The sequence below is a fragment of the Pseudomonas sp. Pseusp15 genome (assembly GCF_059492165.1).
Genome location: NZ_CP168523.1, coordinates 3024485 through 3047470 on the forward strand (window position 1 = coordinate 3024485; position 22986 = coordinate 3047470).

Sequence of the window (22986 nt, forward strand, 5' to 3'; positions counted from 1 at the left end):
TTTGGTGATCGGGGAGCTGGCACGTATGATGCCTCATAAACTTCCGCAGATTAGAAGCCTATGTCCCTGATAGTTCTACTGCTTCTGCCTTTTATCGGCAGCTGTCTGGCAGCCTTGCTGCCGCACAACGCGCGTAATACCGAATCGCTGTTGGCTGGTCTGGTTGCCTTGATCGGCACCGTCCAGGTCGCCCTCTTGTACCCGCAAATCGCCCATGGCGGCGTGATCCGTGAAGAGTTCTTCTGGCTCCCCAGCCTGGGCCTGAACTTCGTGCTGCGCATGGACGGTTTCGCCTGGTTGTTCTCGATGCTGGTACTGGGCATCGGCACGCTGGTTTCGTTGTACGCCCGTTATTACATGTCACCAGACGATCCGGTGCCGCGCTTCTTTGCGTTTTTCCTGGCGTTCATGGGCGCCATGCTGGGGTTGGTGATTTCCGGCAACCTGATCCAGATCGTGTTTTTCTGGGAGCTGACTAGCCTCTTCTCGTTCCTGTTGATCGGCTACTGGCACCACCGCGCCGATGCGCGACGGGGTGCTTATATGGCACTGATGGTCACCGGCGCGGGCGGTTTGTGTTTGCTGGCGGGGGTCATGCTGCTCGGCCATGTGGTGGGCAGCTATGACCTGGACAAGGTCCTGGCCGCCGGCGATCTGATTCGCGCGCATGCCCTCTACCCTATTCTGCTGCCCCTGATCCTGATCGGCGCCCTGAGCAAAAGTGCGCAATTTCCCTTCCACTTCTGGTTGCCCCACGCGATGGCGGCACCGACACCGGTCTCGGCGTATCTGCACTCGGCGACCATGGTCAAGGCCGGGGTGTTCCTGCTCGCGCGCCTGTGGCCGTCGCTGTCCGGCAGTGAAGAATGGTTCTACATCGTCAGCGGGGCCGGCGCCTGCACCCTGTTGCTCGGCGCTTATTGCGCGATGTTCCAGAACGATCTCAAGGGCCTGCTGGCCTACTCGACCATCAGCCACCTGGGTCTGATCACCCTGCTGCTGGGCCTGAACAGTCCGCTGGCCGCCGTGGCCGCGGTGTTCCACATTCTCAACCACGCCACGTTCAAGGCCTCGCTGTTCATGGCCGCCGGGATCATCGACCACGAAAGCGGCACCCGGGACATTCGCAAACTCAGCGGCCTGGTCAAACTGATCCCGTTCACCGCCACCCTGGCCATGGTTGCCAGCGCCTCCATGGCCGGCGTGCCGCTGCTCAACGGCTTCCTGTCGAAAGAGATGTTCTTCGCCGAAACCGTGTTCATCAACGCCACGGCCTGGATCGAGATGACCCTGCCGATCGTCGCGACCATCGCCGGGACGTTCAGCGTCGCCTACTCCCTGCGCTTCACCGTCGACGTGTTCTTCGGCCCGACCGCCACCGATCTGCCGCACACCCCGCACGAACCGCCGCGCTGGATGCGCGCGCCGGTGGAGTTGCTGGTGCTCACCTGTCTGGTGGTGGGGATTTTCCCCGCTCAAGTGGTCGGCTCGCTGCTCGCCGCCGCCGCATTGCCGGTGGTGGGCGGCACGCTGCCCGAGTACAGCCTGGCGATCTGGCACGGCTGGAACGCACCGATGTTCATGAGCCTGATTGCCATGTCCGGCGGCATCGTGCTTTACCTGTTGCTGCGTAATCAACTCAAGCAAGGACGCTTCACGCACCCGCCGGTGATCAGCCGTTTCAATGGCAAGCGGCTGTTCGAGCGCAGCCTGGTGGTCATGATGCGTCTGGCCCGACGGCTGGAGCGGCGGATCAGCACCCGGCGCCTGCAAACCCAACTGTTTCTGGTGGTGCTCGCCGCCGTACTGGCCGGGGTGATCCCGATGCTGCACAGCAGCCTGAGCTGGGGTGACCGGGCGAAAATTCCGGGCTCGATCGTGTTCGTGATCCTCTGGCTGCTGGCGATTGCCTGTGCCCTCGGCGCGGCGTGGCAAGCCAAGTATCACCGGCTCGCGGCCCTGACCATGGTCAGTGTCTGCGGCCTGATGACCTGCGTGACCTTCGTCTGGTTCTCGGCGCCGGACCTGGCCCTGACGCAACTGGTGGTCGAAGTGGTGACCATGGTGCTGATCCTGCTCGGCCTGCGCTGGTTGCCGCGACGGATCGAAGAGGTGTCACCGTTGCCGAGCAGCCTGCGCAAGGCGCGGGTACGGCGGGTTCGCGACTTGCTGCTATCGACAGCGGTCGGTGGCGGCATGGCGCTGTTGTCCTACGCGATGCTGACCCGCCAGACGCCCAACGACATTTCTTCGTTCTACCTCAGCCGCGCCCTACCCGAAGGCGGCGGCAGCAACGTGGTCAACGTAATGTTGGTGGATTTCCGTGGCTTCGACACCCTCGGCGAAATCACCGTGCTGGTGGCCGTGGCCCTGGCGGTGTTCGCCCTGCTGCGACGCTTCCGCCCTCCGAAAGAAAGCCTGCAGCTGCCGGCCCAACAGCGTCTGCTGGCGCCCGATGTGGTCACCGATCTGGTCAACCCGCGTCACGCCAGCGACACCGCGCTCGGTTTCATGATGGTGCCGGCGGTGCTGGTGCGCTTGCTGTTGCCGATCGCCCTGGTGATCTCCTTCTATCTGTTCCTGCGCGGGCACAACCAGCCGGGTGGCGGTTTCGTCGCCGGACTGGTGATGTCGGTGGCGTTCATCCTGCAATACATGGTCGCCGGCACCCAGTGGGTCGAGGCGCAAATGAGCTTGCGGCCGCTGCGCTGGATGGGCACCGGGCTGTTGTTCGCCACCGTTACCGGGCTCGGGGCGATGGCGGTCGGGTATCCGTTCCTGACCACCCACACCTGGCATTTCGAGCTGCCGCTGCTGGGTGACATTCATATCGCCAGCGCGCTGTTCTTCGATATTGGCGTGTACGCCGTGGTGGTCGGTTCGACGCTGTTGATCCTCACCGCCCTTGCCCACCAATCGGTACGCGGTCATAAAACCAGCGCGCAAATCAGGCCCGCGGCCAAAGCCGTTGTCACCCAAGGAGCCATCTGATGGAAGAAGTCATCGCAATCGCCATCGGTGTGCTGGCCGCGTCCGGCGTATGGCTGATCCTGCGGCCACGGACGTTCCAGGTGGTCATGGGCCTGTGCCTGCTGTCCTATGGCGTCAACCTGTTCATCTTCAGCATGGGCAGCCTGTTCATCGGCAAGGAGCCGAACATCAAGGACGGCGTGCCTCAGGATTTGCTGCACTACACCGACCCGCTGCCGCAGGCGCTGGTGCTGACCGCAATCGTCATCAGTTTCGCCATGACCGCGCTGTTTCTGGTGGTGCTGCTCGCCTCCCGGGGCCTGACCGGCACTGACCATGTGGATGGCCGGGAGCCTAAAGAATGATGGCGATGACTCACCTGATCGTTGCACCGATTCTGCTGCCACTGCTGACCGCCGCCGTGATGCTGATGCTGGGCGAGAAACACCGCCCGCTAAAGGCCAAGATCAATCTGTTCTCCAGCCTGCTGGGACTGGGCATTGCCGTAATGCTGCTGCAATGGACGCAGACCACCGGTGTGCCAGGCTCCATCGGCGTGTACCTGCCGGGCAACTGGCAGGCGCCGTTCGGCATTGTGCTGGTGGTTGATCGCCTGTCGGCGTTGATGCTGGTGCTGACCGGGATCATCGGCGTCAGCGCCCTGCTGTTCGCCATGGCCCGCTGGGACGGCGCCGGTTCGAGTTTCCACGCACTGTTCCAGATTCAGTTGATGGGCCTGTACGGCGCCTTCCTAACGGCGGACCTGTTCAACCTGTTCGTGTTTTTCGAAGTGCTGCTCGCCGCCTCTTACGGGCTGATGTTGCACGGTTCGGGCCGGCCGCGGGTGTCGTCGGGGTTGCATTACATCTCGATCAACCTGCTGGCCTCGTCGCTGTTCCTGATTGGCGCGGCGCTGATTTACGGCGTCACCGGCACGCTGAACATGGCCGACCTGGCGCTGAAAATCCCGCTGGTGCCGGAAGCCGATCGCGGCCTGCTGCATGCCGGCGCGGCGATTCTGGCAGTGGCGTTCCTGGCCAAGGCCGGCATGTGGCCGCTGAACTTCTGGCTGGTGCCGGCGTACTCCGCGGCCAGCGCGCCGGTAGCGGCGATGTTCGCGATCATGACCAAGGTCGGCGTCTACACCCTGCTACGCCTGTGGACGCTGCTGTTCTCCGGTCAGGCCGGGGCCTCCGCGTACTTCGGTGGCGACTGGCTGATCTATGGCGGCATGGCGACGATCGTCTGCGCCGCCGTGGCGATCCTCGCCGCGCAACGCCTGGAGCGCATGGCCAGCCTGAGCATCCTGGTGTCGGCAGGCATTTTGTTGTCGGCCATCGGTTTCGCCCAGCCGAACCTGATCGGCGCGGCGCTGTTTTACCTGGTCAGCTCGACCCTGGCCTTGAGCGCGCTGTTCCTGCTGGCGGAGTTGATCGAGCGTTCGCGTTCGGCCAACGAAATGCCACTGGACGATGACGGCGAGCTGCTGCCACGGCCCCTGGAATCCTTGCAGCCGCCCAAAGGCTTCAACCTCGATGACGACCAGAAAGCCGTGGTCGGTCAGGTGATTCCCTGGACCATGGCCTTCCTCGGCCTGAGCTTCATCGCCTGCGCTTTATTGATTATCGGCATGCCGCCGCTCTCCGGTTTTATCGGCAAACTCAGCCTGCTCAGCGCCCTGCTCAACCCGCTGGGCCTGGGTCATGGCAGCGACGAGCCGGTATCGAACGGCGCGTGGGGGTTGCTGGCGTTGTTGATCCTGTCCGGATTGGCCTCGTTGATCGCTTTCTCGCGTGTGGGTATCCAGCGTTTCTGGACCCCACAAGAGCGGCCATCGCCCTTGCTGCGTCGTCTAGAATGCGTGCCGATCATGGTTCTGCTGGGGCTGAGCATTGCGCTGACGTTCAAGGCTGAACCGCTGTTGCGCTACACCCAGGCCGCCGCTCAAGCATTGAATAACCCTCAGCAATACGTGATGGCGGTGCTCGGCACCCGTGCGGTGCCGAGCCCTGAAGCCAGGGCAGCACTGGTGGAGGTGCAACCATGAAGCGTCTGTTTCCTGCGCCGTGGTTGTCACTGTCCTTGTGGCTGCTGTGGCTGCTGTTGAACCTGTCGATGAGCCCCGGCAATGTGCTGTTGGGCGCGGTATTGGGCCTCTGTGCCCCACTGATGATGCGCAAGCTGCGGCCGTTGCCGATCCGCATTCGTCGCCCCGGGGTGATTTTGCGTTTGTTCTTGCTGGTCGGGCGCGATGTGCTGGTGTCCAACCTCGCCGTGGCCTGGGGCGTGCTCAATGCCGGGCGGCGTGCGCCTCGCTCGCGGTTCATCAAGGTGCCGCTGGACTTGCGCGATGCCAACGGTCTGGCGGCGCTGTCGATCATCTGCACGGTGATTCCCGGCACGGTCTGGTCGGAACTGGCGCTGGATCGCAGCATTCTGTTGCTGCACGTTTTCGATCTGGATGACGAAGGCCCATTCATCCAGCACTTCAAGGCGACCTACGAGCGCCCCTTGATGGAGATCTTCGAATGAGCGCATTGCTGTCGAACGCGATCCTGCTGAGCCTGTTCATCTTTTCGCTGGCGATGATTCTGACCCTGATCCGCCTGTTCAAGGGCCCGTCAGCCCAGGACCGGGTTCTGGCCCTGGATTACCTGTACATCATCGCCATGCTGATGATGCTCGCGCTGGGCATTCGTTATGCCAGTGACACTTACTTCGAGGCGGCGCTGCTGATCGCCCTGTTCGGCTTCGTCGGCTCGTTTGCCCTGGCCAAATTCCTGTTGCGTGGCGAGGTGATCGAATGAACGCTGAACTGTCTTTGTGGGTGGAAATTCCGGTGGCGATTCTGCTGGTGCTCAGCAGTCTGTTTGCACTGATCGGCGCGGTCGGGCTGCTGCGGATGAAGGATTACTTCCAGCGCATGCACCCACCGGCGCTGGCCTCGACTTTGGGCGCGTGGTGTGTGGCTCTGGCTTCGATCATTTACTTTTCGGCGCTCAAGTCGGGGCCGGTGTTGCATGCCTGGCTGATTCCGATTCTGTTATCGATCACGATGCCGGTGACCACGCTGCTGCTGGCCCGGGCAGCGCTGTTCCGCAAGCGCATGGCGGGGGATGATGTGCCGGCGGAAGTGAGTAGTCGGCGCACGGAACCCGGGAGTTAGTTCAGGGATTTGTGTTGATTGGCGGGATCTCTTCGCGGGCTTGCTCGCGAAAGCGATTGACCGCCCCCCTCAGATCCAGGCCACTGCCAGCAACCCGGCCCCCAACACCAAGCACAACGGCGAATACGCCCAAGTGTCGAGCCGGGCAAACTTCGAATCCTTGACCTGCTTGAAGAACCCCACCAGATTCGAATCGCCGATCGCCCGAGCGAACATCAGCAGAGCAATCGCGCTAATTACCCATTGCAACGACCAGTGATGCACCGTGGGCAGATACAGTCCGACCCGCAGGCACACCAGCATCGCTATCAGCAGCAAACCCACCGCCACCAGCAGCGTGCCAAAGCCCGATGGCTTGAACGCCGGCCTTGATGCCTCACCGTCCTCCCCGGGTACGCTCGGTACCACCGCCTCGCTACCCCACTTGCCACCCGCCGCCCAATACAGGTGGATCAGGCTGATGACCAGAAAGATTGCAGCAATCCATTGCGCGACCAAAAGGCTCATATTCAGACGTCCCGTGTGAAATGTTGCAGCAGAATGAACTTCCTTGCGCGATTTTAAAAGCGCCCGGCACAAGCTGGCGAAGCCTGCAATCTTTTGACTTTGCTTCCAACGGCAAAATCAAAAGATCGCAGGCTTCTACGAGTTTCATGTACACCCGAGCAGTTTATTTCAGCTGGGCAGCGACTTTATCCGCCACATCCTTGGGCACCCAGGCCTGCCACACCTGTGGGTTCGCCTTCATGAACGCCTCGGCCGCTTGACGTGGCGGAGTGTGTTTTTCACTCATCTCGGCCAGGGCCTTGTTCAACGCTTCGATCGGTAAATCGACCTTGCTGAAGAACTCGGTGAGCTGCGGGTACTGTTTCTGGAACGGCGCGGACACGCCGATGGACAGCTTCGAGGGCAGTGAGCGAGTCGGTTTCGGATTGGGGTTGTCAGCCTCGGTCAGGGTTTTCCAGGCTTCGGCGTCGAATGGCGGCTCTTGCAGTTGAATCAGCTTGAAACGGCCGAGCAATGGCGTCGGCGACCAGTAATAGAACAGGACTGGTTTGCCGCGACGAATCGACGAACTGATCTCCGCGTCCAACGCCGCCCCCGAACCACTGCGAAAGTTCACGTAGCTGTCGTTCAGCCCATAGGCCTTGAGCTTCTGCTTGTTGACCACCTCCGACGTCCAGCCGATCGGGCTGTTCAGGAAGCGCCCCTTGCTCGGGGTTTCCGGGTCTTTGAACACATCCTTGTAGCGCGGCAGATCACTGACACTGCGCAGCCCCGGCGCCAGCGGCTTGATGCCCTTGGCCGGGTCGCCCTTGATCACGTATTCCGGCACCCACCAGCCCTCGGTGGCGCCCTTGACCGTATCGCCCAGGCTCGCGACTTTGCCCTCGGCCTCAGCCTTGACCCAGACCGGACTGCGGCCCGCCCACTCTTCGCCAATGACCTGAATGTCATTGTTGGCCAAGGCGGTTTCCAGGGTAATGGTCGTTCCGGGCAAGGTATCGGTCGGCAAGCCGTAGCCCTGCTCGACGATGATCCGCAGAATCTCGGTGATCAGGCTGCCACTTTCCCAATTCAGGTCGGCAAAGTGAATCGGTGCCTGGGCAGCGAATACCGGAACGGGTGAAACCAACAAGCCGAACGTGGCCAGGGTAGCGGCCAGTAACCGTCGTAATCCCTTCATGCTCTTGCACCTCGTGCTGTTCACAGCAATAGCAGGATGGCCTGACAAAGAAGACCACAAGCCTCTGAATACTCAGTCAACTGACTGTAGTAGAGGTTTCTGCTTTCGAGGGGCGAGGATTATTTTTCGGAAGGTTCCTGCAAGCGCGCAAGCTCTCTTCTGACCATGCTGGCGTACGCCGCCGGGCGCAACATATAAATCTGTGACGCTACCCAACTCAGCCAGGCTCCCTGCAGAACGGCCTTTTCAGCCAACAGGCGCTGGGCCTCGGCGTGTGCACTGGCCTGGTTCTGTTCATGGAAATCGGCGCGGGTCTGGGTCATTACTCGCTGGCCTTGAAGGTCACCAGTTCGCCTTTGCGCCACTTGGCGGCCTTGGCAGTCACGGCTTTCAGTGTCTTGGTCAGGCCTTCCTGCAATTGTTGGTGGGCCGCAAACACCATCACCACGCTATGACCTTCCTTGAACACAATGCCGTGGCCGTCTGCGGTGGTCACGAACGCGTAATCCCCCAGTCCGTACACCGTCAATTTGATTTCGCGGAACTTGATATCCAGTTTTCCGCCTTCGCGGCTGGGCAATACGGAAGCGCTGAAATGATCGCCGACCTTGAGTTTCAGCCCGGGCTTGTCGTCTACCACCAGCGCGGCTTCGGTGTCGATCTCGGCAATGTAAATGCCTTCAGCGTTCTGTTCGGTGATGTAGACGAAACGTGACTGAAACTGTTTAACCAGCTTTGCGCGCAAATCACCCAGTACGAACAAAGCATGCATATCGAGATTACTTACTGCCAAGGAAACATCCCCACATCTGAAAATGATGCCGTACGCAGGAAACGCGCACAGCAGAAAAAAGCGGCAATGCCGAGGTTTAGCCAAATGACCCGGGTCGTAATCCTGGAACGAGCAGAGGGCTCATTCATCGCGAGGTTTGGGAAGATTACTGGAACATCCCCCGCGTCGTCTTGCCTGGCGGTCGTCAGAGGTTGAAGGAAAACGCCCTTCTGACGGCCAGAAAAACCGGATCACCAACTTTAGGGAAAAATCTCTTTAAAAAAAGCACTTTTCTGACATATCGCCAGTAAAAAATTGCTTTAGATGGGCAGCAATCGCCAACCAGTGAGAGCGATTCTAGAGCAGCCATGCTCACCGAGACTACCCAAAACAACGTACGCACGTCGGTAAAACCACGAAAAGGACTTCATATGTGCACACTGACTCACTTCGCCCAGCCTCACACACACCACACAAACGGCTCGTCACTTCTGCAATCGATAGTACTCCGCCAGCAGGATTTCCTCCCTGAGGCGCATCTGCTCCCGCGTTTTCAGGTGGTATTGGCCGGCAACGCCTTTTTCCACATCAGGGAAATATCCACCGGACGTGTCAGAGGTTTCCGCGCCGACCATAACGAAGCCTGCGCCCTTGCCCGCTCGCTCGAGTCTCGCAACTGACTCATCTTGCGGCATTCACATTTATAGACGTTTCGTCACGCCGGCGACTTAACTCAGCCGCCGGCAGGCAACTACTGCCATACTGCCCGCCCCATGAAACCCGTCTCCAGGGTGGACGGCGCTCAATACAACATAATATTTCAAAGGGAAGACTGCTACGTGACGGAATTTGATATCGGTGAATTTTTTATCCGGGGCGAAGCCAGAGAGGTCGACGGTGAATTCCAGGCAGTCATTATCATGCGCGCCAAACCACCGCTGACCACGGTGTCGTATCACCAGGTCGAAAAGGATCGCTGGTTCAAGACCGCGGAAGTCGCGACGATTGCCGCCCAGGAGTCCGCCAAAGCCCTGAAGCTTGCCGTCGATGAGGGTGCGTTGAAGGGCTGACCATCGGGTTTACAGTCTATGCTCATCCCTGCTTTGAACATCGTTATCGAACTCCCTGGCGCGCGGCTCCCTCAGATGCAATGAAGCCGCACCTCAGACCTCACGCCCGAGGCGATTGATTATCTGCAAGGAGATGAAGATGGATTCACCCACACATGACTTGAAAGGCTTGTTCGACCAGCTCGGCCTGGACTCCAGCGAAAAGGCCATCGACGATTTCATTGCCCTGCATTCACCGTTGCCCGATGACAAGAAACTCATCGATGCCGAGTTCTGGACTCCGCAACAAGCCGGCTTCCTCAAGGAACAACTGCGTGAAGACGCCGATTGGGCGCACGTGGTCGACGACCTGAACCTGCGCATGCACCAGATTCACTAGCTGAGGCTCAATGCAGGCTGTCGGGCATTTCGGCGTTCAATTGTGCCAACCAGGCAGCCCTGCACTCCTCGGCTTCATTACGACTGGAGAACACCGTCCCCCGGCGTTCACCGTTGAGCAGCACCACCCAACAGACGCTCTGCCCCATCGCTCGCAAACTGGCGGGCACGCCGCTGCCAATCATGACCGCGACATCGACTTTGCTTTGCATGCTGACCTCTCGAATTTCATTAGCGACCTAACTATGCAGGCATGTTAATGAGTTCATCCTCGAGGAAACAGCAACGGCGTTGCACAGCTTCGTTGCATATGCGGTAACAATTGCCAGGCTATCAGCGAGGCTTTTCCGGTTTGTAGCCCAACCGCAATCCACCCCAGTGGCGCCCCTTGAGCATGATCGGCACCGAGAGGTCGTGCATCAGTTCACCGGTGTCGCGGGTGTAGGTCTGCAACAGTACGGCCTGCTGGTGGCTGCCACAGCGAATCCCGGTGCGGTCGGCGAACTTGCGCTTGGTGCGGTTTTGCAGGGTATCGACCTGCACGTCGCCGGTCAGTGGCTGGCTGAACACCGTGTTGTGGGTCGGCACATACCCCTGCTGCGTGCAGGCAATGGCGAATACCAGGCCTTCGTGACGCGGCAGCAACGGTTCCTGAATCGCCGGCAAGACCTGATCGGTGTAACGGTCGAAGCGGGTCTGGTATTTGGTCGGGCTGGTGTTGGGGATCGTCTGATAATTGCGATCAAACAGGTCGTCGAGGCTGATCCGGCCCTGGTCGATATCCGCCTCGAAACGCGCCGCAATCTGACTCGCCCCTTCGCGGGCCAGGTCGTAAATCCGCTGATGATAGTCATCCAGCCCGACTTCGGCGAGACGTTCACTGATGGTTTCGGCCTGCCCTTCCATTTGCACCGCCGCCTGGGCCAGGCGCTGGGTTTGCTGGTCACTGATCGCCAGGTCGCTGCGCATTTGTTCGATGGCGTGGAACAGGCTGTCGAGTTGTTCGCGATTAGTGTCCGCGCCCAGAGCGATTTCCCCGACCTGCCTTTCAACACCGGCCGCCAGGCGCGCGATGTTTTCCAGGTGCTGCCCCGTGTGCTCGACCTGCGCAACGCCAGTATTGAGGTCGCTGGCCAACTGACGAATCTGCTCCACCACTTGCGCGGTGCGTTGTTGAATATCGGCGACCATCTCCCCGACTTCGCCGGTCGCCGTCGCCGTGCGCGCGGCCAGGCCACGAACCTCATCGGCCACCACCGCAAACCCGCGACCGTGTTCCCCGGCCCGCGCCGCTTCGATGGCCGCGTTCAGCGCCAACAGGTTGGTCTGGCTGGCGATGGACTGGATCACCAGCGTGACCCGCTGGATATCGTCACTGCGCAGGCTCAGGGCTTCGATCAACTCGCGGCTGTTGCTGGCACGCTGACTGAGTTGATGCATGCGCGCGATGGACTCGATCAGTTCCGTACGCCCTGCCGCGCTGCTCTGATGGGCTTCGCTCGCCGCGCTCAAGGCTTCCCGGCTGAGTGTCGAGGTAGCCTGTTCGGTGGCGATCATCACTTCAGCGCTGCTGACAATCTGTGCTGCGGCGCCGAGTTGCGATTGCAGCTTGTCGGCCAGCTGCTTGACCGAAAAGGCCACGCCGGCGGCCGACAAGGCGTTATGACTGGTGGTGTAGGAAAGATCGCGAGTCAAACCGGCGATGGCGCTGGCGTTGTCAGCCGGGGTTGCCTGCGGCAGCGTGCGCGAGCGCAGGCGCGGCAGCCAGATAATCAGCACAGCCAATGGCAGGCCAAGGTAAAGCGACCAGCCAGCCAATGCCATGCCACACAGCAAGAGCATCAGGGCGATGCTTTGCAGAGTCGGCGTGAGCCACTGGTTTTTCGGCAAAAGTACGGCTGCGGGCACTGCCCCAGCCAGAGACCCGTCTCGCATCATCGTTTGTCACCCCAGGCATCTTCTAATTGTTGTATCCGCATTAAACGCCACCACAAGGCCATTATCTATGGTCCGTTAGTAGTGGGGGGTTGCAGCAGATCAATAGAAGTGCACGGGTGTTTTCGCAGACGTCGAAAAGCAAAGATCGCAGCCTTCGGCGGCTCCTGCACGGGTTCACATAAACCTGTAGGAGCTGCCAAAGGCTGCGATCTTTTCAAGGCAGCCAGTTATTAGCTGGCTGCCTCACAGAATCAGGCCTGACGCTGGTGCTTGTCGATCTGCTCGTGACGTTCTTGAGCTTCGATGCAGTACTTGGTGGTCGGGCTGATCAGCAGGCGCTTGAGGCCAATTGGCTCGCCGCTGTCATCGCACCAGCCGAAGCTGTCTTCCTTGATGCGTTCCAGGGCCTGTTCCAACTGAGGCAGCATGCGCTGGTCGCGATCGATCGCGTTCACCAGCCAGGTGCGCTCTTCTTCGACAGAAGCTGCGTCAGCCGGATCGGCCGGGGTGTCCAGGCTCTCGATGGCGATGCGATTCTGTTCGATGCGCTCATGGGTTTCGACTTTCATGTTCTGCAACAGCTCAGAGAAAAAAGCATGTTGCTCGGCATTCATGTAGTCATCCGCCGGCATGGCCAGCAACTTGTCCTTTGTCATTGATATCTCTATAAAAAAACGTGCATTAAGGCGAATTAGGGAGCGTTCCGTTGAGCCTTGTGCGGTCATTGGAACGGCGCCGTTTATTCCAAGCGCCACCCGGCACTCAATTTACGAGGGGCGGCAGTCTAAGGCCGACTTGAGGCCTCAGCAACTGAAAAGACAGCAAATCTGTCCGACAAAGCCCTGAAAGTGCTCTATGGCGAGCTTTGAGGCGCTTATCGGAGTGCGTTTATAGCAAGAAATTCAGTCCAGCGGCTGTATATAGAAGACAAACGGCTGCGCCACGCGGGTCAGGCGTGGCGCAGTTTCGTCTTTCGTGTGGTTTAGCGCTTGAGTTTGCGCTTGTTGCGGTACTGGTCGATGACCACCGCCACCACAATAATCAGCCCCTTGATAATGTCTTGAATATAAGCGTCAACACCGACAAAGGTAAAGCCGCTGGCCATGACCCCGAGAATCAATGCCCCGATTACGGTGCCAGTGATGCGCCCAACGCCACCGGCCAGGCTGGTGCCGCCGATGACCGCCGCGGCAATCGCGTCCAGTTCATAAGACATGCCCATCCCGGCCTGCCCGGTCGCGGCCCGTGCCGACGCCACCACCCCGGCCAGGCCGGCAAGCAACCCGGCGATGCTGTAGACAATCACCAGATGCCGCTTGACGTTGATCCCGGAGGTACGCGCCGCCTGCATGTTGCCGCCAATGGCGTAGGTGTATTTACCGTACTTGGTGTAGCGCAGGGCAATGTGAAAGATCACTGCCACCACCAGAAAGATGATCACCGGCATCGCGCCGTGCCCTATGGCTGTGTAGGAATCCGAGAGCATGCTCACCGGCTGACCTTCGGTGTAGTAGCGCGCCAGACCGCGCGCCGAGACCATCATGCCGAGGGTGGCAATGAACGGTGGAATCCCGGTGATCGCAATGATGCTGCCGTTGATCGCCCCCGCCAGCAATCCCACCCCCAGCCCGGTGATCACTGGAATCCACACCGGCAAGTCAGTCAGGGACGGAAACACCGCCCGGGCAAAGTCCGAGGTCTGGGCCAGGCTGGCGGCAATCATCGCCGACAGCGCCAGCACCGAACCCGAGGAAAGGTCGATACCGGTGGTGATGATGACCTGGGTTACCCCGATTGCCAGCAGGCCGATGATCGACACTTGCAGGATCATCAGCACCAGGCGCTGAGAGTTCATCAGGAAGCTCTGGTCCCGCACGATCCAGCCGAACAGCTCGAAGACCAGGCCGATGCCGATCAGTACCAGGAAGATACTCAGCTCGGTCGGGAAGCGCCGGCGACTCTTGACCGGTGCCATTGCAGGCTTGTTTTCCAGTATCGCGTTCATAACCACTCACCCTTCTATTGCGTCGTCGACGGCGGCCACGGCCACCGCCAGCATCCATTAGTGAACCGCGGACATGCCCGAGGCCAGTTGCATCACTCGTTCCTGGGTCGCTTCGCTGCGGTCGAGGGTGCCCATCAGGTCGCCCTCGTGCATGACCATGACCCGGTCGCTCATGCCCAGCACTTCCGGCAGTTCCGAAGAAATCATGATCACCGCCATGCCTTCGCTGGCCAGGTACGAGATCAGCCGGTAGATCTCGGCCTTGGCGCCGACATCGATGCCCCGGGTCGGCTCGTCGAGAATCAGGATTCGCGGGTTGGTCATCAGCCAGCGCGCCAGCAAGGCCTTCTGCTGATTACCGCCGGACAAGGTATCGATGCACTGCTCCAGCGACGGCGTTTTCACCCGCAGCTTCTTGCACATGTCTTCACACAACGCGCGCAGGGCTTTCTGCTGGATGAAGCCGTTGCCGACGTAATGGGGCAATACCGCCATTTCCATGTTTTCCAGCACCGACAGGCACGGGAACAGGCCGCTGAGCTTGCGATCTTCGGTCAACAACGCGAAGCCCTTCTCGATGGCCATGTGCGGATCGGTGATGCGCACCACCTCGCCGTCGAGCCGGATCTCGCCACCGTCACTCGGAGTGATGCCGAAAATCGCCTCGGCGACATTGGTCCGCCCCGAGCCCATCAATCCGGCGATGCCCAGGATCTCCCCGGCATGCAGGTCGAAGGAGACGTCCTTGAAAATGCCGTCCAGCTTGAGGTCGCGTACCGACAGCAACAGATCGCCGATCGGCTTCTCGCGCACCGGGAACAACTGGCTCAGTTCGCGACCGACCATCATCGAAATCAGGCTGTCGCCGTCCATGCTGTCGGCCCGTTGCAGGCCGATGTAGGCGCCGTCGCGGAACACCGCCACTTCATCGGCGATGCTGAACACTTCGTTCATTTTGTGAGTGATGTAGATGATGCCTTTGCCCTGGCTCTTGAGGTCGGCAATGATCGAGAACAGGTGGGCGACTTCCTTATCGGTGATAGCCGAAGTCGGTTCGTCCATGATCAGGATGTCGGAGTCGTAGGACACCGCCTTGGCAATCTCGACCATCTGCCGTTCGGCGATGCTCAGGTTGCCCACCTGCTCTTCCGGGTCGAGATTGATCCGCAGCCGCTCCAGCAGTTTGGCGGTGCAGCGGTGCATTTCGCGGTGATCGATCATGTGCAGGCCGTTGAGCTGCTCCCGGCCGATCCAGATGTTCTCGGCGATGCTCATGTGTGGCATCAGGTTGAGTTCCTGGTGGATCATCGCAATCCCGGCCTGGAGCGCGGCCAGTGGCGTTTCGAAGACCACCGGCTTGCCCCGCAGGCGCAACTCGCCAGCGTCCGGCTGGTAGATGCCGGCAATGATTTTCATCAGGGTGGATTTGCCGGCACCGTTTTCGCCCATCAGCGCCAGCACGGAACCGGGACGCACCCGCAGCTGTACGTCGGACAAGGCCACCACACCGGGAAAACCCTTGCTGACGTTGATGATCTCCAGCAGGTACGGCTCATCGACAGATGTTGCGGTTGGCTGGATACCCACCAACGGGGTGCTCGAAGCAGTCGCTGAAGCGAACATGATCAGGTACTCCATCAGCAAGGTCGCATCGCAACCTTGCGTGCTTATTGTTGTTATCGAACGGACGGACTATTTGAACTGGTCAACGTTTTGCAACGTGATCAAGCGATACGGCACCCACACCGCCTGCTCGACCGGTTCATTCCTGGCCATTTTCACCGCGGTGTCGATCGAACCGTCCGCCTGCCCCTTGGCATCCTGGAACACCGAGACCAGCAGAGAGCCCTTCTTCACCGCGTTCAAGCCGTCGGGCGTACCGTCGACACCGGCGATCAGCACACTGCCTTTGGCGACACCCGCCTGTTGCAGGGCCATGGCCGCGCCAATCGCCATCTCGTCGTTGTTGGAGACGACCGCGTCGAACTTGCGGCCCTGGGTCAGCCAGTCGTTGACCAGGGTCATGCCCTTGTCCCGCGACCAGATGCCGCTCTGCTCTTGCTCGATCTTGATGTTCGGGTACTTGGCCAGCACCTCTTTTACGCCCTTGGTGCGGTTGGTGGTGGAGTTGTTGGCCAAATCACCGAGCAGAATCACGATGTCGCCCTTGCCGCCCATTTTTTCCGCCAGGTACTGCATCTGCATCTGACCGGCCTCCAGATCGTTGGAGGCGACAGTGACCACGCCTTTGGGCAGGTTCATGTCGTCGGGACGACGATTGACGTACACCAGCGGAATACCGGCCTTGACCGCTGCTTCAGTGATTTTCTTGGTGGCGGCGGTATCCACCGGGTTGACCACAATGGCGTCGACCTTCTGGCTGATGAAGCTTTCTACCTGGCTCAACTGCCTGACCACGTCGCTGCGCGCATCCTCGAACTGCAGCTTGACGCCATCGGGATAGGACTTGGCTTTGGTGTCCATGGATTCGCGCAGGTAGGTCAGCCAAGTGTCATCGAACTGCGCCATGCTGACGCCGATCTTCATGTCAGCGAGTGCGGCACCGCTGGCGAGCATCAGGGACAAGGCGAGTGAGGCGAAACGGGTCTTGGTCTTCATGAAAGGTCTTTCTCCACATTCTTGTTGGTTTTATGGATAAGGCGTGACGATTTCAGTAAGCGGGCAAGCGGACTATCGGCGCTCCCGGAATGCAGCAGACCAGGGCGCCCTTGCGTTCGACGCAAAGCAAGCGAGAGACGGAATGAAACGAGACGCGAGGCAGGTCGCGAGAGAGGTGCAGCGCGGAACGTAAAGCATGCAGAGTAGAGTTGAAGGTTTTCATCGACGGTACCTGGCTTTGTTTCTTGTTTTTGGTGCGTCCTTCACTCGTTCAAGGCCTGCTTGAGCGTGATCGGACGTTGATAGTCGGCAACCTGGAAACGACTTTATTGGAAAATAATTTCTATATCAACTCATTTTAGAATTTTATTCTGATTTTATTCCATGGCTTTCAAATGCGCTCAAAGTCACCACTTGATGGCGCTCGAAACTGAGCCGCGCAGCGTCTAGCACGCGGGTGGTCGCCAGTGCATCACGGGGCTCGACCGGCAGTGGGCCACCGCTCTGTAACGCGGTTTGTAGCTGCAAATAGAACTGGTTCCAGCAGCCTCGCTCGGACGGCACCCGCTCGCGCACCTCGCCCTGCTCGAACCAGCCCCAGCGACGATGCTCTTCGACGCCCCAGCGCTCGCCCTCGGATTTGGGTGTGAGCCCGGCCAGGGCCGACGCCTCTTGCCCGTCCAGACCGTCGACGCTGTAGCAGCCCTGGGTGCCGGTCACGCGAAAACGCGGGCCGGGGGTGTTTTGCAGGCAACTGCCACTCAGGTGCGAGATCACGCCACTGGCATGGGTCAGGGACATAAAGAAGCCGTTGTCGAAGGTCTGGCCTTTTTCGAGGTAATCCAGTTCGGCGTAAACCCGGGTGACGGGGCCAAACAACAGCAACGCCTGATCCACCAGATGGCTGCCCAGATCGCGCAGGAAACCACCGCCGCTGCCGTTGTTCACCGACTGTGGCGAGTAGCGTTCGATCCGCGACTCGAAACGGGTGACCTGGCCCAGGGCACCAGACCCGATGAGTTTGCGTACGGTGAGGAAATCCGAATCCCAGCGCCGGTTCTGGTAGACGCTCAAATGTACGCCCTGACGCTCGGCCATGGTGATCAGGGTTTGCGCCTGTTGCGTATCGGCGGCGAACGGCTTGTCGCTGACCACCGCCACCCCGTGTTCGATGGCGTCGAGCACCAACGCCGGACGACCTTTGAGCGGCGTGGACACCACCAGCACATCAACCCCGGCTTCGACCAGTTGGCCAATGCTGTCGAAGGCCGGCACACCGGGATGTTCCGTGGCCAGCAGTTGTCGGCGCTCGGCGGAACGGGTGACCACGCCCACAAACGTCGCCGCCGGCAAACTGCTGATCAGCGGCGCATGGAAAAACCGGCCGCCATGGCCGTAACCGACAAGTCCGATACGCATAATTAATTCCTGTGTTCACATGATCCGTAGGAGCGAGGCTTGCCCGCGAAGCTTTTAGCGATCTTGAGGGCCTCTTCGCGGGCAAGCCTCGCTCCTACAGGGGGTGGGGCTATTGGCAGAGTTCGCGGGTCACGCGTTCGAGCATCATTCGGTTGGACTCGTCCGGCCGGTCTTCCCAGGCGAATACCGAGACGGTGGCGATGCCATCGAACTTGATCTCGCGCAAGGTGCCGAAAAACGCTTCCCAGTCGACCTCGCCCTGGCCGATGTCCAGGTGCTGATGCACGGTGGCAGTGACACCTGGCGGGTTGACGATGTAGCGCAAGCCCGAGGAAGCCTTGTGGTTGTAGGTGTCGGCGATGATCAAGTGACTCAGCTTCGAGCCGGCGTACTTGAGCATCGAGGCGATGTCACCCACGCCATCGTCATAGAAAAACGTGTGCGGCGCGGCGTAGAGGTAGTTGATCCAGTCGCGGTCCAGACCGCGAATGATGTCCACCGACTCGTTGTTGCGCTCGCAGAAATCATAAGGATGGGCCTGGATATCGAGCTTGATGCCTTCGCGTTCGAACTCGGGGATCAGTTCGTCCATAGAACGCATGAACTGGTTCTCGCAGACCAACGGGTTGTCCGACTGACCGGTGAACTCGGTGTTGACCAGCTCGCAGTCCATCTCCACGGCAATCTGGATCGCCCGCTTCCAGTTGCGCACGGCGGCCACGCGCAAACCTTCATCGGCGGCGGCCCAATGGTACATGGGTAATAAGGAAGAGAGTTTGACCCCGGTATCGCTCAGGGCTTTGCGAAATTCCTTGATCCGCGCCTTGTCGACTCGCGGGGCTTTATAGAACGGCAGGAAATCTTCTCGGGGCGACAGCTCGATGTGTTCGTAACCGAGCTCGGCGACCTTGTCGACCATCTTGCCCAGGGACAGGTTGCGGTACATGTAGGGGTCTAGTGCGATGCGCATGTTTTTTTGTTCTCCTTAACCAGAAATCGACACCATCCCCTGTAAGAGCGAGGCTTGCCCGCGAAGACGGACCTTCAGCCGACATCAATGTTGAATGTGTCGACGTCTTCGCGGGCAAGCCTCGCTCCTACAGGGGTCAGTGGTTAACCGTAGAAGCGTGGGCGATCAGGGAGTGCGACTTTGACAATCTGGCCGCTGTTCTGCGCCTCGATGCAGGCATCCGCAGCGACGGCGGCGGCGAAACCGTCCCACGCCGATGGCCCGCCGACCTGCCCGGCGCGCACGCCATCGATGAACGCCTGCAACTCGACGTCGTACGCGGCGATGAACCGATCCTTCCAGTCCATCAGAATCGCATTGGACAGTTTCGCTCCGCTGCGCAGTTGAACCTGCGACGGCTCCGGCAGTTTGGCGATGCCGGTCTCCCCTACCACTTCGCACTGGATGTCGTAGCCGTACTGGCAGTTGACGAACACTTCCACGTCGATGCGCGTGCCCTTGGCGGTTTCCAGCAACACGATCTGCGGGTCTTTCAAATGGGCGTGGGCCTTGCTGGTCTTGCGCGGGAACACCACTTGCACCGACACATAGTCGTCGTCGAGCAACCAGCGCAACACGTCCAGCTCATGGATCAGCGTGTCGGTGATCGCCATGTCGGTCTTGTAGTTTTCACCTACGGTCGGGTTGCGGTGTGCGCAGTGCAGCATCAGCGGCTCGCCGATCTGGCCACTGTCGATCACCGATTTCAATGCCCGATAACCTTCATCGTACGGGCGCATGAAACCAACCTGCACCAGTCGCTTGCCGTGGGCCACTTCGGCCTCGACGATCTTGCGGCAGCCTTCGGCGGTGACCGCCAGCGGTTTCTCGCAGAACACCGGTTTGCCCGCCGCAATCGCCGCCAGCACGAACTCTTCGTGGCTCGGGCCCCAGGAGGTGACGAGGATTGCGTCGACGTCCGGCGCCTTGATCAGCGCGTGGCCATCGGGATAGACCTCCGCGGTCAGTTTCAGATCGGAGACGACCTTGGCCGCTTGCTGCAAATTGATGTCGGTGACCGCGACAACCTGACTGTTGAGCAAGGTCTGGCTGCAACGACGGATATGGTCCTGGCCGATGGCCCCGGTGCCGATGACGCCGATACGCAACGAATTGGAAAGCGAAGACATATAAACACTCCTGTTGTTCGTTTCAGGGCAATCAGTATTGACGGGCCTTGGCCAATCGTTCGTTGAGGGTCTTGGCCACTGCGTCAGTGCGTGCGCTGGTGGAGACTTGCGCCACACCGACCCGCCACCACGACAGGTATTTGTGAATCATGGTTTTGGGCAGGACCTTGATGTCGATCAGCGTCGACACCGTCTGCAACCGCCCATCCGCCAACGCGGCTCGCAGCTCTTCAACCGTGTTCACCTTGTAGGTCTTGCAGCCGTAAGCCGCCGCGCTCATGGCGAAATCCACCGGCACGAAACCGCCATCGAGCTTGCCGGTTTCAGGATTGCGGAAACGGAACTCGGTGCCGAAGCTGTCCATGCCGTGTTCCATTTGCAGGTTGTTGATGCAGCCGAAGGTCATGTTGTCCAGCAACACTACGTTGATCTTGCGGCGCTCCTGGATCGAGGTCGCCAGCTCCGAGTGCAGCATCATGTAGGAGCCGTCGCCCACCAGCGCATAGACCTCGCGCTCAGGCTCGGCGAGCTTCACCCCCAGTGCGGCGTTCACCTCATACCCCATGCACGAATAACCGTATTCGACGTGGTAGGTGTTCACGCCCTTGCTGCGCCAGCTGCGCTGCAAGTCGCCGGGCAGACTGCCGGCGGCGGCGACGATCACCGCATCATCGGCCAGGGTTTCATTGAGCACACCGAGCACCCGGCTCTGGGTCAGGCAGGAACCGGTCAGCTCGATGAATTCGCGCAGCACCGCCGGGTCCAGGTGATCGTTGATTTCCGGGACGAAGTCTTGAGTCTGGTATTCGACCTGATAGATTCGGTCGACTTCCTCGTCCAGCTGCGCCCGGGCCTGTCGGGGTTGATCGCCCCAGCCGGAGCGATAGTCGCCCAACACAGCGGCCAAGGCGTTCAAGCCGGTTCTGGCGTCCGCCAGCAGTTGCACGCCATCGAGTTTCAGGGCGTCGCAAGGGCTGATGTTGAGGTTGAGAAATTGCACGTCCGGGTGTTTGAACAAGGATTTCGACGCGGTGGTGAAATCGCTGTAGCGGGTGCCGATGCCGATGATCAAATCTGCGTCCCTGGCCAACAGGTTCGCCGCCAGGCAACCGGTTTCGCCGATCCCGCCGACGTTCAGCGGATGGCTCGACACCACCGCGCTCTTGCCGGCCTGGGTTTCGGCGAAAGGAATATCGAAGCGCTCGGCAAAGGCCTGCAACGCTGCATTGGCACCGGAATACTTGACCCCACCGCCGCAGATGATCAGCGGTTTGCGCTTGCCTTCAAACAACGCCACGGCATCGTCGAGCATCGCTTCGGTGGCCGGACGGCGCTCGATGCGGTGCACGCGTTTTTGCAGGAAGTAATCGGGATAGTCGTACGCCTCGGCCTGCACGTCTTGCGGCAAGGCCAGGGTCACGGCGCCGGTTTCGGCGGGGTCGGTGAGCACGCGCATGGCGTGGATCGCCGCAGTCATCAGTTGCTCGGGACGGTTGATCCGGTCCCAGTATTTGCTCACGGCCTTGAACGCATCGTTGGTGCTGATGCTCAGGTCGTGGAACTGCTCGATCTGTTGCAACACCGGGTCTGGTTGGCGGCAGGCGTAGACGTCGCCGGGCAACAGCAGCAAGGGAATACGGTTGGCGGTGGCCGTCGCGGCAGCAGTCAGCATGTTCGCCGCGCCCGGGCCCACCGATGAAGAGCAGGCGTAGATCTTGCGCCGCAGGTGTTGCTTGGCAAAACCAATGGCCGCGTGGGCCATGCCTTGCTCGTTGCGGCCCTGATGGACGATCAGGTCGCCGCTGTCCTGTTCCAGGGCTTGCCCCAGACCCAGCACATTGCCGTGGCCAAAAATGGTAAAGATCCCGGCGACGAATTTGCTCTGGACCCCATCGACCTCGATGTACTGGTTATCGAGGAATTTCACCAGGGCCTGGGCCATGGTCAGTCTTGTTGTGGTCATGCTCGCACCTTTTCCGTATGCAAATCCGATGTCAGCTCAGGGATTTCTGCAGGTGATCCATACTCGCGCCGATCGCCGTCTGGATATCCGCCAGGCCATGGACGCTGTCGGCAAACGGTTCGAACGACAGGTAGCCGCTATAGCCGCTACTGAGCAAGGTGTCGATCTGCGCCGCATTGCCGAGGATGTCGCCCTCGCCCACCAGCACCCGATGGCCGTCACGAATGGTCGCCAGTGGCGCCTCGGCATCTTCGACGCCGGAGATGTGCACCAACCCGGTCAGTTCAGGGAAGAATTCATGCTCGCTGGCCAGGTGATGGTGGAAGGTGTCATGCACCAGACGAAACACATCCAGCCCTCCGATGGCCTTGATCGCATCGACTGCCGTGCGTTTGCGCCGCAGCGAGCATTCTTCGAAACCCAGCGGTTCGATGAAGCCGAGAATGCCGTGATCGCGCAGGATCGGTGCCAGTTCACTCAACGCCGTGCGCAGGCCGGACGCACGCTGCGCTTCGGTTCGTGGATCGGCGCGGTCGTTCAATGGGCACATCACCAAGCCCCGTGCGCCACAGTCACGGGCATAAGCGGCAAGCTTCAGGGCATGTGCGCGGCGCTCGTCATTCCAGACATCGAACGGATACAGCGCGTTGATCGACAGCACAGTGATGCCTTTGGCCGCGCACAGCTCACGGACGTGTTCGGGTGCGGTGCCATCCTCGATCTCGACGCCTTTGAGGTCGTTGCGAATCTCGATGGCGTCGGCCTTGAGGGTCACCGCCAACTCGATGAACGCCGGCAGGGACAAACGTGGGGCGACCATACGGTTCAAGGCGAAACGCAGGGGTTTGCTCATTTTTTGT

The 22986-nt window shown here is 60.2% G+C and carries 24 protein-coding genes; 9 read left to right on the plus strand and 15 right to left on the minus strand.

The features are described from left to right. Positions 1–60 precede the first annotated feature (60 nt). The 6 genes from ACEN8R_RS13540 to ACEN8R_RS13565 are packed head-to-tail and all read left to right on the plus strand — an operon-like array spanning position 61 to position 6136. Entirely contained in the window at positions 61–2991 is a 2931-nt protein-coding gene (locus ACEN8R_RS13540) for a monovalent cation/H+ antiporter subunit A (protein ID WP_018928012.1), read from the plus strand. Next, the gene (locus tag ACEN8R_RS13545; RefSeq protein ID WP_007935994.1) at positions 2991–3335 is read left to right on the plus strand and encodes a Na+/H+ antiporter subunit C; all 345 of its coding nucleotides are present in this window, start codon (positions 2991–2993) and stop codon (positions 3333–3335) included. Before ACEN8R_RS13540 ends, ACEN8R_RS13545 begins: the two co-directional genes overlap by 1 nt. Continuing rightward, the gene (locus ACEN8R_RS13550) at positions 3332–5017 is read left to right on the plus strand and encodes a monovalent cation/H+ antiporter subunit D (RefSeq protein ID WP_018928013.1); all 1686 of its coding nucleotides are present in this window, start codon (positions 3332–3334) and stop codon (positions 5015–5017) included. The genes ACEN8R_RS13545 and ACEN8R_RS13550 overlap by 4 nt, the downstream gene beginning before the upstream one ends. After that, the gene (locus tag ACEN8R_RS13555; protein WP_064617038.1) at positions 5014–5502 is read left to right on the plus strand and encodes a Na+/H+ antiporter subunit E; all 489 of its coding nucleotides are present in this window, start codon (positions 5014–5016) and stop codon (positions 5500–5502) included. The genes ACEN8R_RS13550 and ACEN8R_RS13555 overlap by 4 nt, the downstream gene beginning before the upstream one ends. After that, positions 5499–5777 carry a K+/H+ antiporter subunit F gene (locus ACEN8R_RS13560; RefSeq protein WP_008151692.1) on the plus strand — a complete coding sequence of 93 codons (279 nt, stop codon included), beginning with the start codon at positions 5499–5501 and terminating at the stop codon, positions 5775–5777. Before ACEN8R_RS13555 ends, ACEN8R_RS13560 begins: the two co-directional genes overlap by 4 nt. Next, positions 5774–6136, plus strand: coding sequence for a Na+/H+ antiporter subunit G (locus ACEN8R_RS13565; protein ID WP_018928015.1), 363 nt, complete (start codon positions 5774–5776; stop codon positions 6134–6136). The genes ACEN8R_RS13560 and ACEN8R_RS13565 overlap by 4 nt, the downstream gene beginning before the upstream one ends. A 69-nt stretch (positions 6137–6205) precedes the next feature. Here ACEN8R_RS13565 and ACEN8R_RS13570 read toward each other — a convergent pair whose 3' ends face one another. From ACEN8R_RS13570 to ACEN8R_RS13585, 4 genes are all read right to left on the minus strand, one after another. Then, positions 6206–6643: a DUF3995 domain-containing protein gene (locus ACEN8R_RS13570; RefSeq protein WP_018928016.1), complete on the minus strand. Its 438-nt coding sequence runs from the start codon at positions 6641–6643 to the stop codon at positions 6206–6208. Between the two features lie 163 nt (positions 6644–6806). Further along, entirely contained in the window at positions 6807–7823 is a 1017-nt protein-coding gene (locus ACEN8R_RS13575; RefSeq protein ID WP_064617035.1) for an ABC transporter substrate-binding protein, read from the minus strand. A gap of 119 nt (positions 7824–7942) precedes the next feature. Next, positions 7943–8146, minus strand: a complete 204-nt coding sequence (locus ACEN8R_RS13580) for a hypothetical protein (RefSeq protein ID WP_007935975.1) — start codon at positions 8144–8146, stop codon at positions 7943–7945. Further along, positions 8146–8616 (minus strand): hypothetical protein, encoded by a 471-nt coding sequence (locus ACEN8R_RS13585; protein WP_026286571.1) that lies wholly within the window; start codon positions 8614–8616, stop codon positions 8146–8148. The genes ACEN8R_RS13580 and ACEN8R_RS13585 overlap by 1 nt, the downstream gene beginning before the upstream one ends. Positions 8617–9026: 410 nt before the next feature. Between ACEN8R_RS13585 and ACEN8R_RS13590 the strand changes: the two genes are divergently transcribed. From ACEN8R_RS13590 to ACEN8R_RS13600, 3 genes are all read left to right on the plus strand, one after another. Next, complete coding sequence (locus ACEN8R_RS13590; RefSeq protein WP_081626538.1) at positions 9027–9275, plus strand: hypothetical protein; 249 nt, start codon at positions 9027–9029, stop codon at positions 9273–9275. A 159-nt stretch (positions 9276–9434) separates the two neighbouring features. Continuing rightward, positions 9435–9665, plus strand: a complete 231-nt coding sequence (locus ACEN8R_RS13595; RefSeq protein ID WP_018928020.1) for a hypothetical protein — start codon at positions 9435–9437, stop codon at positions 9663–9665. A 139-nt stretch (positions 9666–9804) separates the two neighbouring features. Beyond that, a complete protein-coding gene (locus ACEN8R_RS13600) occupies positions 9805–10044 on the plus strand; it encodes a DUF2789 domain-containing protein (RefSeq protein WP_018928021.1) in 240 nt (79 codons plus the stop codon). Positions 10045–10051: 7 nt separating this feature from the next. Here the strand turns inward: ACEN8R_RS13600 and ACEN8R_RS13605 are convergent, their stop codons facing one another. The 11 genes from ACEN8R_RS13605 to ACEN8R_RS13655 all read right to left on the minus strand — a co-directional run bounded on the left by ACEN8R_RS13605 (position 10052) and on the right by ACEN8R_RS13655 (position 22979). Beyond that, positions 10052–10255, minus strand: a complete 204-nt coding sequence (locus tag ACEN8R_RS13605; RefSeq protein ID WP_018928022.1) for a hypothetical protein — start codon at positions 10253–10255, stop codon at positions 10052–10054. A gap of 121 nt (positions 10256–10376) precedes the next feature. Beyond that, positions 10377–11981: a methyl-accepting chemotaxis protein gene (locus tag ACEN8R_RS13610; protein WP_064617033.1), complete on the minus strand. Its 1605-nt coding sequence runs from the start codon at positions 11979–11981 to the stop codon at positions 10377–10379. A gap of 251 nt (positions 11982–12232) precedes the next feature. Then, positions 12233–12637, minus strand: a complete 405-nt coding sequence (locus ACEN8R_RS13615; RefSeq protein ID WP_007935965.1) for a TraR/DksA family transcriptional regulator — start codon at positions 12635–12637, stop codon at positions 12233–12235. A gap of 326 nt (positions 12638–12963) precedes the next feature. After that, positions 12964–13986, minus strand: a complete 1023-nt coding sequence (locus ACEN8R_RS13620) for an ABC transporter permease (RefSeq protein ID WP_018928024.1) — start codon at positions 13984–13986, stop codon at positions 12964–12966. 57 nt (positions 13987–14043) lie between these two features. Continuing rightward, positions 14044–15609 (minus strand): sugar ABC transporter ATP-binding protein, encoded by a 1566-nt coding sequence (locus ACEN8R_RS13625; protein ID WP_064617032.1) that lies wholly within the window; start codon positions 15607–15609, stop codon positions 14044–14046. Positions 15610–15678: 69 nt separating this feature from the next. Then, positions 15679–16605: a sugar ABC transporter substrate-binding protein gene (locus ACEN8R_RS13630; RefSeq protein ID WP_086945496.1), complete on the minus strand. Its 927-nt coding sequence runs from the start codon at positions 16603–16605 to the stop codon at positions 15679–15681. Between the two features lie 366 nt (positions 16606–16971). Next, positions 16972–18024 carry a Gfo/Idh/MocA family protein gene (locus ACEN8R_RS13635; RefSeq protein WP_495624971.1) on the minus strand — a complete coding sequence of 351 codons (1053 nt, stop codon included), beginning with the start codon at positions 18022–18024 and terminating at the stop codon, positions 16972–16974. A gap of 109 nt (positions 18025–18133) precedes the next feature. Continuing rightward, positions 18134–18994 (minus strand): sugar phosphate isomerase/epimerase family protein, encoded by an 861-nt coding sequence (locus ACEN8R_RS13640; protein WP_007939382.1) that lies wholly within the window; start codon positions 18992–18994, stop codon positions 18134–18136. A 143-nt stretch (positions 18995–19137) separates the two neighbouring features. Further along, positions 19138–20163 (minus strand): bifunctional inositol 2-dehydrogenase/D-chiro-inositol 1-dehydrogenase, encoded by a 1026-nt coding sequence (gene iolG / locus ACEN8R_RS13645; RefSeq protein ID WP_018928028.1) that lies wholly within the window; start codon positions 20161–20163, stop codon positions 19138–19140. Positions 20164–20194: 31 nt separating this feature from the next. Then, on the minus strand, positions 20195–22126 hold the full coding sequence (iolD, locus tag ACEN8R_RS13650; RefSeq protein ID WP_495624972.1) for a 3D-(3,5/4)-trihydroxycyclohexane-1,2-dione acylhydrolase (decyclizing): 1932 nt from the start codon (positions 22124–22126) through the stop codon (positions 20195–20197). A 31-nt stretch (positions 22127–22157) separates the two neighbouring features. Next, positions 22158–22979 (minus strand): TIM barrel protein, encoded by an 822-nt coding sequence (locus ACEN8R_RS13655; protein ID WP_018928030.1) that lies wholly within the window; start codon positions 22977–22979, stop codon positions 22158–22160. Between the last annotated feature and the right edge of the window lie 7 nt (positions 22980–22986).